The sequence below is a fragment of the Stenotrophomonas sp. AS012628 genome, assembly GCF_010608305.1.
In the GTDB taxonomy this organism is placed as follows: domain Bacteria; phylum Pseudomonadota; class Gammaproteobacteria; order Xanthomonadales; family Xanthomonadaceae; genus Stenotrophomonas; species Stenotrophomonas geniculata.
In genome coordinates, this window is record NZ_VMBJ01000052.1 from 21,341 (window position 1) to 34,453 (window position 13,113).

The 13,113-nt window shown below is 66.1% G+C and carries 9 protein-coding genes and 1 pseudogene; 6 read left to right on the top strand and 4 right to left on the bottom strand.

All coding sequences use genetic code 11. The features are described 5' to 3' along the window. Positions 1-193: 193 nt before the first annotated feature. Positions 194-2,866 (top strand): pyruvate dehydrogenase (acetyl-transferring), homodimeric type, encoded by a 2,673-nt coding sequence (gene aceE, locus G5A07_RS18480; protein WP_191863771.1) that lies wholly within the window; start codon positions 194-196, stop codon positions 2,864-2,866. Between the two features lie 51 nt (positions 2,867-2,917). Here the strand turns inward: aceE and G5A07_RS18485 are convergent, their stop codons facing one another. Further along, positions 2,918-3,400: a hypothetical protein gene (locus tag G5A07_RS18485; protein WP_010484263.1), complete on the bottom strand. Its 483-nt coding sequence runs from the start codon at positions 3,398-3,400 to the stop codon at positions 2,918-2,920. A 191-nt stretch (positions 3,401-3,591) separates the two neighbouring features. Between G5A07_RS18485 and G5A07_RS18490 the strand changes: the two genes are divergently transcribed. The 5 genes and pseudogenes from G5A07_RS18490 to G5A07_RS18505 all read left to right on the top strand — a co-directional run bounded on the left by G5A07_RS18490 (position 3,592) and on the right by G5A07_RS18505 (position 9,661). Further along, positions 3,592-4,821 (top strand): MFS transporter, encoded by a 1,230-nt coding sequence (locus tag G5A07_RS18490; protein ID WP_191863772.1) that lies wholly within the window; start codon positions 3,592-3,594, stop codon positions 4,819-4,821. A 579-nt stretch (positions 4,822-5,400) separates the two neighbouring features. Then, a pseudogene (locus G5A07_RS22525) lies at positions 5,401-5,511 on the top strand (hypothetical protein); the annotation flags it as partial. Continuing rightward, positions 5,512-5,973 carry a hypothetical protein gene (locus G5A07_RS22530; protein ID WP_262405901.1) on the top strand — a complete coding sequence of 154 codons (462 nt, stop codon included), beginning with the start codon at positions 5,512-5,514 and terminating at the stop codon, positions 5,971-5,973. An 86-nt stretch (positions 5,974-6,059) separates the two neighbouring features. Continuing rightward, on the top strand, positions 6,060-8,555 hold the full coding sequence (locus G5A07_RS18500) for a TonB-dependent receptor (RefSeq protein WP_191863773.1): 2,496 nt from the start codon (positions 6,060-6,062) through the stop codon (positions 8,553-8,555). Next, positions 8,555-9,661 carry a YdcF family protein gene (locus tag G5A07_RS18505; RefSeq protein WP_010484259.1) on the top strand — a complete coding sequence of 369 codons (1,107 nt, stop codon included), beginning with the start codon at positions 8,555-8,557 and terminating at the stop codon, positions 9,659-9,661. Before G5A07_RS18500 ends, G5A07_RS18505 begins: the two co-directional genes overlap by 1 nt. A 17-nt stretch (positions 9,662-9,678) precedes the next feature. Here G5A07_RS18505 and G5A07_RS18510 read toward each other — a convergent pair whose 3' ends face one another. From G5A07_RS18510 to G5A07_RS22260, 3 genes are all read right to left on the bottom strand, one after another. Beyond that, the gene (locus G5A07_RS18510) at positions 9,679-11,850 is read right to left on the bottom strand and encodes a TonB-dependent siderophore receptor (protein ID WP_191863774.1); all 2,172 of its coding nucleotides are present in this window, start codon (positions 11,848-11,850) and stop codon (positions 9,679-9,681) included. Between the two features lie 111 nt (positions 11,851-11,961). After that, positions 11,962-12,897 (bottom strand): helix-turn-helix transcriptional regulator, encoded by a 936-nt coding sequence (locus G5A07_RS18515; protein WP_191863775.1) that lies wholly within the window; start codon positions 12,895-12,897, stop codon positions 11,962-11,964. Further along, positions 12,869-13,113: hypothetical protein (locus G5A07_RS22260; RefSeq protein WP_223107719.1), on the bottom strand; the 245-nt coding region annotated here is incomplete at its 5' end. The genes G5A07_RS22260 and G5A07_RS18515, both read right to left, overlap by 29 nt.

A 13,113-nucleotide genomic window follows, 5' to 3' on the forward strand; every position in this document is an offset into this window, starting at 1 on the left:
CCTTGCTTGCCAGAGACCCAAGCCGGGCCCGCCTATCGAAGCCAGGGGGCCCGGCCTACGCTTGTCTTCTCGGTGGCCGCCACGGTCGCCCTTCGCGTCACGGCCCCGCCGTTGCGACCCCGCTCCAGTGCTGTGCGCCCTGCCGGTGTTGTCGCCCAGGCAGAAGTCCGACCGGCGCCCTCTGGAGACCGTCATGAACCAAGCCCTGATCCCCTTCGATACCGACCCGCTGGAAACGCGGGAGTGGCGTGAATCGCTGGAGGCGGTGATGCAGGCCGGCGGCCGGCAGCGCGCGCACTACCTGATCGACCAGCTGAGCGATCTGGACGCGCAGCAGCACGGCGACCTGCATACCCGTGCCTGGACCGCCTACGTCAACACCATCCCGCCCGAGCGCCAGCCGGCCTACCCGGGTGACCTGGCCATCGAGCGCCGCCTGAACGCGATGATCCGCTGGAACGCGATGGTGATGGTGCTGCGTGCCGGCAAGCATTCCAATGTCGGCGGCCACATCGCCACCTACCAGTCCGCGGCAGTGCTGTACGACGTCGGCTTCGATCACTTCTTCCGTGGCCGCACCGACACCTTCGACGGCGACATGATCTACATCCAGGGCCACTCCGCGCCGGGCATCTACGGCCGCGCGTACGTGGAGGGCCGCATCGATCCGGCACGGATGGACAACTTCCGCCGCGAAGCCGGCCGCGAAGGCCTGTCCTCGTATCCACACCCACGCCTGATGCCGGAGTTCTGGCAGTTCCCCACCGTATCGATGGGGCTGGGCCCGCTGACCGCCGCCTACCAGGCGCGCTACATGCGCTACCTGGAATACCGCGGCCTGAAAGAACACCAGGGCCGCAAGGTCTGGGCCTTCCTCGGCGACGGCGAAATGGACCAGCCCGAATCGCTGGCGGCAATTTCCCTGGCTGGCCGCGAGCGGCTGGACAACCTCGTGTTCGTGGTCAACTGCAACCTGCAGCGCCTGGACGGTCCGGTACGCGGCAACGCCAAGGTCATCCAGGAACTGGAAGGCACCTTCCGCGCGGCCGGCTGGAACGTGATCAAGCTGATCTGGGGCAGCGGCTGGGACGACCTGCTGGCCCGCGACCACAGCGGCCTGCTGCGCCAGCGCATGATGGAATGCGTGGATGGCGACTACCAGACCTTCAAGTCGCAGAGCGGCGCCTATGTGCGCGAACACTTCTTCGGCCGTTACCCCGAGCTGCTGGAGCGGGTCGCGCACATGAGCGACGACGAGATCTGGGCGCTGGCACGTGGTGGCCACGATCCGCAGAAGGTGTACGCCGCCTACCAGCAGGCGGTGAACACCCGCGGCCGGCCGACGGTGATCCTGGCCAAGACGGTCAAGGGATTCGGCATGGGCGAAGCCGGCGAAGGCCAGAACATCAACCACCAGCTGAAGAAGATGAGCGCCGATGCGGTGCGCGCCTTCCGCGACCGCTTCAACCTGCCGGTCAGCGACGAGCAGCTGGAGGAGATGCCCTATCTGCGTCCGGAGCCGGGCAGCGCCGAGGCCGCCTACTTCGCCGAGCGCCGCCGCATCCAGGGCGGCCAGCTGCCGGCGCGGCTGGCGAAGGTCGATCCGCTGCCGTTGCCGCCGTTGTCGATCTTCAACACCCAGCTGCAGGGCAGCGGCGATCGTGGCCAGTCCACCACGATGGGCTTCGTGCGCATCCTCACCAGCCTGCTGAAGGACCCGGACCTGGGCAAGCTGGTGATTCCGATCGTGCCTGATGAATCGCGCACCTTCGGCATGGAAGGCCTGTTCCGCCAGATCGGCATCCACTCCTACCTGGGCCAGCTGTATACCCCGCAGGATGCCGGCCAGCTGAGCTATTACAAGGAAGCCAAGGACGGCCAGATCCTGCAGGAAGGCATCAATGAATCCGGAGCGATCTGTTCGTGGATCGCCGCCGGCACCGCCTACAGCAACCACGGCCTGGCCACGATTCCGTTCTACATCTTCTATTCGATGTTCGGCCTGCAGCGTGTCGGTGACCTGGCCTGGGCCGCTGCCGATGCACGTACCCGCGGCTTCCTGCTCGGTGCCACGTCGGGCCGCACCACGCTGATGGGCGAAGGCCTGCAGCACGATGACGGCCACAGCCACGTGCTGTCGTCGGTGATTCCGAGCTGCGTGTCCTACGACCCGACCTACAACTACGAGCTGGCGGTGATCATCCATGACGGCCTGCGCCGCATGTATGTCGACCACGAAGACATCTACTACTACATCACCGTGCTCAACGAAAACTACCCGCAGCCGGCGCTGCCGGAGGGCGTGGAAGCGGGCATCCTGAAGGGCCTGTATCTGCTGCATCCGGCAGCCGCCGATACCGCCTCGCAGCCACGCGTGCAGCTGATGGGCAGCGGCTCGATCCTGCGCGAAGTGGAAGCCGCGGCAGAACTGCTGCAGCAGGACTTCGGCGTCGCCAGCGATGTGTGGAGCGCCACCAGCCTGACCGAACTGCGTCGCGATGGCCTGGCTGCCGAACGCTGGAACCTGCTGCACCCGGCCGAGGAACCGCGCGTACCCTACGTGCAGCAGTGCCTGCAGGGCCATGAGGGCCCGGTGGTGGTGGCCACCGACTACATGAAGATCGTCGGCGACCAGATCCGTCCCTTCATCAACGACCGTCGCTTCACCGCACTCGGCACCGATGGCTTCGGCCGTTCCGACACGCGTGAGTCGCTGCGCACGTTCTTCGAAGTGGATCGCCACTTCATCGTGCTGGCAGCCCTGAAGTCGCTGGCCGACGAAGGCCGCATCGAGCGCTCGCGGATGCAGGAGGCCATCGACAAGTACGGCATCGACACCGGCAAGCGCGACCCGGCTACGGTATAAGGCTGCTGCATTCACCACGCCCGCTGTGCGGGCGTGGTGCAGGCGGCGCCGCTACGGTATCCGCTTGAACAGATTGGTCTGCAGGATCGGCGTACCGTCGTGACCGTAGAACGCCTTGGTCTCGGTCATCGTCGTACGGTCGGCCGCCACGGTATAGATGCGGGTGGAGGCCGGCGTGCCGTGGTCCACCAGCTGCATCACCAGGGTGTTCGGCGCCGGCAGTTTCAGGTTGGCCTTGTCCGCACCGTAAGTACCGGACAAGGGCCCCGGCGTGCCGTCCAGCGCCAGCGTGCCGTCGGACTTCATGGTCTTGCCGTCGTGCAGGACGATGTCCACATGTGAACTCCAACGCCCCGCACCGGCGTCCTTGAACTCGAGCACCACATGCTTCGGGCGCTGCGCTTCGGGAAGTGCAGACGTGGCGATATCCAGCGACCAGCGCCCCAACAGCGGTGAGGGCGAAGCTTCCACTGCCAGCGCCGGAACGGCGGAGAGCGAAAGCGCAGACAACAACACAGCGGACAACAGTTTCATACGTTGCTCCGTTCCAGTGAAGAAAGCGCTGCGTGACGCGTGGTGGGGGCAGCAGGGCAAATGCTGCACGCCCGCGGCAGGGGGTGCAAGCCACGCGCTGAATGCCCGGCCACCCGCCATGTCAGGACCATGTCACACAGGGGTAGTAGAACGATCCAGCATCTCCGGCTCTTCTCCCCCAGTACACGGCGTTGAACGCGCAGCCCTCGCCACGGCACCTCTATGCCGCCGGCCACTTTGCCCGCACCCTGGCCTGGTCATTCGTGGATCTGGTGCTGGGCTACTACCTGCACGCCCGGCTGGGGCTGTCGGCGGCCCACACCGGCCAGCTGCTGGCCATTTCACTGGCCTACAGCAGCCTGCTCGATCTGCTGCTGGCCGCCGTGTTCACCCGCCTGCGCAACCAGCAGCGCCTCGCCCTGCGCCTGCAGCTCATCGGCGGGCTCGGCACGGCGGCCAGCGCCTGCCTGCTGTTCAGCCCGGGCAACGCAACCGAGCCCGCCTTCCTGCCATTGCTGGTCGCATCGTTGCTGTTCCGTACCTGCTATGCAGTCTACGACGTGGCCCAGAACGCGTTGACGTCGTTGCTGCCCCGTGACGAGGTCGAGGCCATGCGCTATGTCTCCACCCGCGCCGTGGTAGTGCCGATCTCCAAGCTGTGCATTGCCTCGGCGCTGTTCGTCGTGGTCGGTACGCCTGCGTCCCAGGGCAGTGGCAACGCGTTGCTGATCTGCATGGTCATCGGCGTGCTGATCGCGGCCGCTGCGCTTCCTTTGGCCTGCGTCGCAACGCCCCCACGGCCCAGCGCAACCAGGACGCCCGCTGCTGTTGCCCTGCCCCTGCCAGCGCTGCTGCCGGTTCTGCTGGCCGCGGCGGCGGAGACGACGCTGGTCGGCCTGGCAGGGCGTCTGTTCCCCTTCGCCGAACATGGGGCAGCGCTGACCTTCGCGATGGTGGCGGGCATGGTGGTTGCCCCCTGGCTCTGCCTGCGCCTGCGTACAACGCTGCACAGCGAGACCGGGATGCTCGCGTTGATGTCGGTGCTGGCCGTCGGAGCCGTCGGCGTGTACCTGGCCCTCCCCTCCACGCCCATAGCGATTGCATGTGCCGCGACCCACGGGACGGCGGTGGCCAGCGTCGGCCTGGTACTGTGGCGACGCACCGCGCTGATCGCCCGTCGCCACGCCATCCATGGCGGACGCGACGATGACCTCAGCTGCTTTGCACTGCTCACCGGAACCATGAAGCTATCCATCGCGGCCTCTTCGTTGCTGCTGGGCGAAGTGCTGCCCGGTATACAGGCGGGCGATCTGGACACCTCGGTCGCCCTGGTCTCGCTGGTCGCCATCGGCAGCCTGCTTTCGCTGGCCGCATTGGCCTGGCCCATCCCTCCAGCACGCAGCGATGGCCTGCGCCCGTGAGCCTGGCCCCGACATCGCGGCTGCGCCGCAAGCCGCTGATCGCGCTGGAGGCCGACCATAAGCGCATCATCTGGCTGTTGCGCACGATGGGCGCGGTTCCCCGCATCACCATCGCCCACCAGCTGGGCATGCACAACGGCGCGTTGACCCGCCTGGCGCGTGAACTGCTGATGCTGGAAGTGATCGAGGAACAGGGACAACTGTCCGATGGCCAGCGCGGCCGTCCCTCGGTGCCACTGGCGCTGTCCGGTCGGGGCGGCTATGCCGCCGGTGCCACGGTGCATCCCGGTTGGCTGGAGATCGCACTGGTGGATTTCGCCGGCCAGGTCATCGCCCGCGATGCCACCGCATTCGACAGCGCAGATCCCCTCGATTTCGTCCATTGCGTGGACCAGCGCCTGCGCAGCCTCACCAGCAGCACCGGACTGATGCGCGCGCGCTTTCTGGGCCTCGGCGTGGCCGTTCCGGGGCCCGTGGTCGAAACGTCCGGCACGCCGGCACGCGGTGGACTGGCTGCATGGCTGGCGCGATATCGACAACGACCAGTTCTTCGAAGACTACTTCGGCTTCCCGGTGTGGGTGGAGAACGATGCAACCCTGGCGGCGTTGGCGGAGTACTACGACAGCGGGCTGATCCGCGACTGCGCTTCGGCGCTGCTGCTGTATGTCGGCCACGGCGTGGGTGGCGGCGTGATCCACCGGCGTGATGTGATGCGCGGTGAGTTCGGCAATGCAGGCGACATCGGCCGCCTGTTCCGCATGGACGCACCGCGCCCCTCGGGCATCGACCTGCTGGCCACGTTGCGCGACGCCGGCGCGGGGATTCCTACGTTGTTCGAGCTGGAGGCCTGCCTGGAAAGCCATGCTGGCATCATCAGTGCCTGGGCCGAACGCGCGGGAAACCAGCTGGGCGCAGCGGCCAATACCGGCGTGGCGTGGCTCGATCCGGGCGCCGTGATCCTGTCCGGTTCGCTGCCCCGCCAGGTACTGGAGGCGTTGGGGCAACACCTGCAGCAGCCGGCACGCTGGAGCAGCGCGCTGGACAGCCTGCGCCTGCCGCAGGTGCATGTGTCACGGCTGGGAGGATCCGCGGTATCGGTGGGCGCGGCGCTGCTGCCGATCCACCAGCTGGGCGCCGATGCCATCGTTTAACTGTTTATTTCCGCCGAAGTAAACAATTCCGTCATCGCCCGGACCTACCGTGCAGCGGTCCCCCTTCCCTGCATGGCCGCCCTCCGATGAACATCAGCCCCCTGGTCCTGGGAATCTCCCTGGCCTTGATATCCCTGCACGGCAACGCTTCTGCGCAGGACGCCCCGGTCCAGAACCAGGGCAGCGTCGACGCCGCAACGCTGGATGCGGTGGTCGTCACCGGTGCGGCGCGCACCCAGCGTCGTTTCGATGCGTCCTTCGCAGTCAATTCGCTCAGCCGCGAAGACGTGCAGAAACTCGCACCGAAAAGCTATGCCGACCTGCTCGGGTCCGTGCCCGGCATCCATGTCGAAGCCACCGGAGGCGAGGTGCAGAACATCACCCGGCTGCGCGGCATTCCCACCGATCGTGGCTTCATCGCCTTCCAGCAGGACGGCCTGCCGCTCTACCAGGAGCTGGATGGCCACTTCTTCAATTCCGGCGACGGCATGAACCGGTTCGACGTGATGAACCAGCGGGTGGAGATCGTGCGTGGTGGTCCGGCGCCGATCTATGCGAGCAGTGGCGGCGCCATCGTCAACAACATCCTGGCCGAGGGCTCGGAACAGACCCACGGCAAGGCCCAGCTGACCGTCGGTGACACCGGGCTGTACCGTGGCGAGATGTACCAGTCCGGCGCCCTCGGCAAGGACACCTTCTATGCGGTCGGTGGATTCCTGCGCCAGCACGATGGCTACCGCGACAACGGCTTCCCGAACGACAAGGGCGGGCAGATCAGGGGCAACATCAAGCACTACTTCGATGACACCAGCTGGTTCAAGGTCAGCGGTACCTTCGTCGATGACCACAATACGTTCTACCTGCCGATCCCGGTCGCCGATCCGCGCAATCCCAGCGTCCCGCTGGACCCGTACATCGACTACTTCGACGGTACGCTGAACTCGCCGTCGCTGCGCAGTGTCAACCTGAAATACCTCGATGGCGGCGGCGTCCTGCAGGGCATGAACCGCGACCTGGCCGATGGCCGGCACATGCGCTTCGGCAACATCGGCTTCCAGTACGAGAATACCGCCAGCGATTGGACGATCTCGCTGAAAACCGGTTACACCAAGGGCCGCAACACCTTCGACGCACTGTACTCGACCACCAACCCGGTCGACGCACGCACTTTCGCCAACGGCTATCTGGGCGCGGCCCGTAGCGCCTTCGGCGCCGGCGTCGCGCGGATGGGCTACGCTCTGGCCGGCAGCAACGGGGCGAGCGCCTACGCCCCCTATGCCGACTCCGGCCTGGTGATCTCGGCCCAGTACCGGGCCGCAGATTCGGACTTCTACTCCGGCCAGGCCGACTTCAGTGCGACGCGGTTGTTTGAAACGGCCTGGGGCAGCCACGATCTGAACATCGGCGCATATACGGCCTTCTTCGGCACCACGGCCTTCAGTCTGTACCAGGACATGCTGATGGAGATGCGCGGCAAGCCACGCCTGCTGGATCTGGTGGCCTACGGCAACGATGGCGCCCCCTTGGGATACGTCACCGACAAGGGCGCGCTGCGTTACACCACTACCCTCAATCGCGGCAAAGTGGATGCCCGCATGTTCGCGGTGTATGCCAATGACACGTGGGCACTGACGGACCGCTTCAAGCTCGACGCAGGCATCCGCCATGAACGCTACCGCTATGAAGGCTATGCAGAGCAGACCGCCCAGGTCGACCTCGGCGACCGCACCACACTGGCCGACAACACCACGCGCCGGTTCACCGGCGTCGTCCAGAACCATCGCCTGGATCCGTCCGCGACCAACTGGACCGTCGGTGCGAACTTCGATTTCACCTCTTCGGTGGGTGCTTACGCCCGCGTCTCGCACATGGAGATCGTTCCCAACTCGTCGGTGGCACGCTCGATCGATCCCACCATCGTGCAGACGCAGCTGGACCAGTACGAGCTGGGCCTGAAGGCCGGATTCGGCCGGTCCTACCTGTACCTGACTGCGTTCTACACGAAGTTCGACCCGCTCAACGCCTCGTTCGTGGCGTTCAACCCGACGACCGGCCGCAATGACCAGTCGGTGCCGTTCATCGGTACCGCCGTCTCCAAGGGCATCGAACTGGATGGGCTGTTCCGGCCGCTCGACTGGTTCAGCATTGCCGGTTCGATCACGGTCAGCGATCCGCAGTACGACAGCCTGCAGAACGATTCCGGCGCCGATCCGGCCGCCGTCAACGGCAAGCAGATCGTTCGCGAGCCCAAGCTCTACGGCAACCTCCGCCCGACCTTCAGCTTCCAGCACGGCCAGGACCAGTTCGAGACCTGGCTGCGCTATGACGTGGTCGGCAAATCCTATGTTGATCTGTTCAACCAGACGGCGCTGCCTGCCTACCAGACCCTGGGGCTGGGCGTTTCATGGAAACGCGGCAACTGGGGCGCACAGCTGGTGGGCGACAACCTGACCAATGAAAAGGGACTCACCGAGGGCAACACCCGCACCGATGCCCTGGCCGGACAGGGTTCGGCCGAGGCAATCTATGGACGGCCGCTGTTCGGCCGCAACGTCCGCCTGATGGTGAGCAGGAGCTGGTGATGCATCGACGATTTGCCTTGTCCCTTGCCCTGCTTGCCGCGGCGGCGCTGCCGCTTGCGGCGGCGGCCGACGACCGCGACAGCGCCGCGCTGGCCGCACGACTGTTCCCCACCCTCATGCAGTTGAAGCCCGATACACTGCCCGGTGATGCGCGCGCCCTCCTGGCCGAACGCATGCAGCAGCTGGCCGACTGCCGGACCGCCACCTGCACGCTCGCGTCCGCACGCTGGACGCCCACGCAGGCCGGCCTGTTGATCGCCGCGGCTCCCGCGCACGCCCAAGCCATCGAACGGGAACTGGCAGGCCTCAACAACATTCTCTCCGTCTACGGCCAGGGCCAGCCACCCCGCTACGACGCCATCGACGGCCCGGTCGGCGCGGCGGGCAGCACGCGACTGGCCGGCGACGTCGCCATTGCCGTGCAAATGAGCGAGGTGGACGCCAGCGCGGCCTACACCGCCTTCGATCGCAGCATCGCGGTGGCGGTAGGCCTGCTCGATGCCAATGACCGCCTCGATGCGATCCGCTTCGAGCCGATCAGCGCGGGAATGAACGCCGCGCCGTTTGCGCGTGCGCGGCAGCTCGATTGGAATGCGCATCCGTACACCGCGATCATCGTGCTGGGCCAGGGACCGGACGAATTGACCACCCCGCTCAGCGCCGGCAGCAAGCTGCGCCTGAAGGCGGCCGCGCAGCGCTACGCGGCAGGTGATGCACCCTTCCTCATCGTCTCGGGTGGTGCGGTACATCCACGCGGCACCCGCAGCGTCGAAGCGGTACAGATGCGCGAAGCGCTGATGGCACGCTTCGGCATTCCCGCAGATGCAATCATCATCGAGCCGTATGCCCGCCACACCACCACCAATCTGCGCAATGCGGCCCGGTTGCTGGCGGCCCTGCAGGCACCGCCGCGGCAACCGGCATTGGTGGTCAGCAGTCCATCGCATATCGATTCGGTCGCCAGCAGCGCCTTCAGCGAGCGCAACCGCCATGAACTGGGTTACGTTCCGGGCAAGGTCGGTTCACGCGTTTCGCCCTACGCGATCCCGTTCGTGCCGGCTCCCGAATCGCTGCGCATCGATCCGATGGATCCGCTGGATCCCTGAACCGCGCGACGGCATCTTCAGTAACCCACCTTCACCGTGAACATCACGTTTCGCGGTGCCCCGTACCAGCCCTGGTTGTAGAAGCCGATCTGCGAATAGTAATGGCGATCAAACAGGTTGTTGATGTTGACCGCCGCCGACACATTGGAGCTGAACTGGTAGCGCGCCATCAGGTTCACCAGTGCGTAGCTGGGCTGCTGCACCGGCACCCGGCGATTTCCGGGCGCGGTGGCGGTCTGGTACATGCGGTTCTGCCAGTCCACGCCACCGCCGATGGTCAGCCGGTCCCAGGCACCCGGCAGCCGCCAGGTAGTGAACAGCTTGAACAGGCTGCGCGGCTTGGCGGTGTTGATCGCCCTGCCCTGCGCGTCCTGCGCGATGAAGGTGGTGAAGCTGGTGCCCAGGCTCCACCCCGGCAGCGGCTCACCGGCCAGTTCCAGTTCCAGGCCGTCTACCGTTGCGCCCTTCACTGCGCGGTAGGCCGCCTGCGTGCTGCCTTCGACCAGACCACCGGTGGCCTCGGCCAGGTTGTCCTGCTGGGTGCGGAACAGCGCCACCGACGCATTCAAGCGCTCCTGCAGCCAGCTGCCCTTGACGCCCAGCTCATAGCTGCGGCCGCTGACCGGGTCGAGGATCTGCCCGGATTCGTTGCGGTTGTTCTGCGGCTTGAAGATGCCGGTGTAGCTGGCGTAGGCGCTGCTGTAGTCGTTGAGGTCCCAGACCACACCGGCATACGGCACGAACTCGTTGCGGTAGCGGTACTTCCGTTTGCTGCCGAAGTAGACCTGGTCGGTCTCCCAGTTGCTCAGGCGGCCACCGACGATCACATGCAGCGGATCAGCCAGCGACAGCCGCGCCACGGCATAGGCACCGCTCTGATGATTGTCCAGATCATCGGCCTGGGTCTTGTTGCTGGCCCACACCGGCTCGGGCGTGCCCGGCCCGTGCCAGTCGAAATAGCTGGCCAACGGCGGCAACGGGGCCAGTGCGCGGTACTGCCCCAGTGCGATCTCGTCGCGTGAGCGCGACCAGCCGACGGACGCCGTGTGCTGGCGGCCGAACAGCTGGAAGGGACCGGTCAGGCTGACACTGACCGCCTCACGGCGCACCGGACCGTCGTAGCGGGTGAAGCTATTGCCATTGGGCATCGCCCCGGTCACCGGATCGGGATAGCCGCCCCGGTAGAGATGCTTCATCTCCATATCGGTATGCGAGCGGCTGTAGGACACGCGTGCCTGCCAGTCGTTGCCGAAGCGATGGTTGAAATCGAAGAAGCCGTTGCGGGTATCGGTGCTCATCCGTGCCCACGGCGCGGTGGCCGATACCGAGCGGTCGAAGCGGGTACGCGTGCCGTCGGCATTGAACAGCGCAAAGCCGCTGCCGAAGCCACGATTGTCGTTGGCCTGGTAGGAGATACCGGCAATCAAGCCGGTGTTCTCGCCCAGGTCCACGCTGACCACGCCGTAGAGCGTCTTCGTGGTGCTGTCCAGGCCAGCGGTGTAGCTGTCGCCCTCGGCCTGCGCAGCGACCATGCGGCCACGCACGCGCCCTTCCCGGCTGAGTGGGCTGGACACGTCCACCCAGGCACGGCGCGCGTCCCAGCTGCCGAGGCTGATGCCGCCACTGGCAGCAACGTCGCGCAGCGGGCGCTTGCGTACGTAGTTCACCGCCGCCGACGGATTGCCGGCACCGGTCATCAGGCCATTGGCGCCGCGCACGATCTCGATGCGGTCGTACACCACCATGTCCAGGTTGTTCTCGCCGAAATTCCACGGCGACAGCACCGGCATCACCACGCCATCGAACTGATAGTTGTCGATGTCGAAGCCGCGTGCCGAGAATGAGTAGCGGTTGGCATCACTGCGCGTGACCGAGATGCCCGGAGCAGTGGCCAGCGCATCGGCGGTGCTGAGCAGGCCCCGGTCCTCGATCTGCTGGCGGGTGATGAGGCTGACCGACTGCGGCGTCCGCCGCGAGGTCAGTGACAACCCCGTCGCCGTGCCCATGGAGTCGGTGGTGTAGGAACGTGAGGATTCGGTGCTGCCATCGAGATCGGCCGTGACCTGCACGGTGGGCAGCTGCGAGGTGTTCGCGGCGGGGGCGCGCTCGGCGCCGTGGGCAGTATTGAACAGCGCCAGGGTCGTGCCGATGGCGGTTGCCAGGGCGCGCGGGCGGATACAGGCGGGCATGGGAGATCCAGCAGGAGAGAAAGGCTGGATGAGAATTATTGTCATTTGAGCGTGAGCACACGTATGCGTAGACGCAGCAGATGTATGCGCACTGCCGACGCTGATCCGGCGTCAGCGCAGCTGGCTGGGCGCGATGCCGTAGCGCGCACGGAACGCGGTCGCGAAATTCGTGGCATGCCGGTAACCGACGAAATGCGCGGCCTGCTGTACGCTGCAGCCCTGCCGCAGCTGTGCGCAGGCCAGTTGCAGGCGATGCTCGCGCAGCCAGCCGAACACCGAGCACTGATACACCTGCTGGAACTTCAGGCGCAGGCTGCTTGGGCTCATGCAGGCCAGGCGCGCCAGATCCTCCAGGCAATGGTCGGCGGCTGGAGCCGCCTGCAGGCAATCCATCACCCGCTGCAGCATGCGGCGGTCACGTGCTGAAACACGCAGGTCCGGCGATGCCTCCCTCGCAGGCGCCCCCAGCGCCAGGGCCAGCATCTGCAGGCCGATACTCTCGCACAGCAGTGCATGCATCGCGCCGTGCCAGCTGCCCGACAGCAGCTGGTCAGCGGCGTGCTCGAGATGCCCGGGAACCTGCCAACCACGTAACCGCGGGTGACCGGTGCGATGCGCGGTGGATAGCAGTTCGCTGATCATCGGGTCGTCAATCCCGGCAGGTGCGTCCAACGAGACATTCAGGCTGCGCATCCGCTGCCCGGCGGGATGAATCGCGGTCATCGGTGCTGCCTCGGCCAGCACCATCGTGCCGGCACCCGGGTTCATGCCGATCACTGCCTGCCCCGCCAGCCGCGCCCCTGCGCGTCCCTCCAGCATCACGATCGCCGAGAAGGCCGGCGGCGATTCCGAAGTTGCCTCGAACGGCTGATGGGCGATCACGTCCGACAGCGCCAGGGTCATGCCCGGGCGCAGGCGACGCTGCTCCACCCTGCCTTCCACCACGCACTGTTCACCCGACAGATCGGCGGCCGACGCCGGCAGGCGATAGCGGAAGCCGCTGCTGCGGCCCAGGCGATCAAGGTCGGCAAGGGTGAGGTTGAGCATGATGGGACCAGAGGGGATCGTCCCGCATTTTCATATGAGAACCATTCTCATATCCACCACCTGCCGCAAGGCCCATTTCGCCCTTGTCGATACAAATAGTTACGTTATAACATTTCACCTTGTTTTCACGGATCATGCCATGCGTCGCCACCTGCTTGCTGCTGCCATTCTGTTCGCCGTCCACACCGCCCAGGCCGCGGACGAACCCACCCTCCC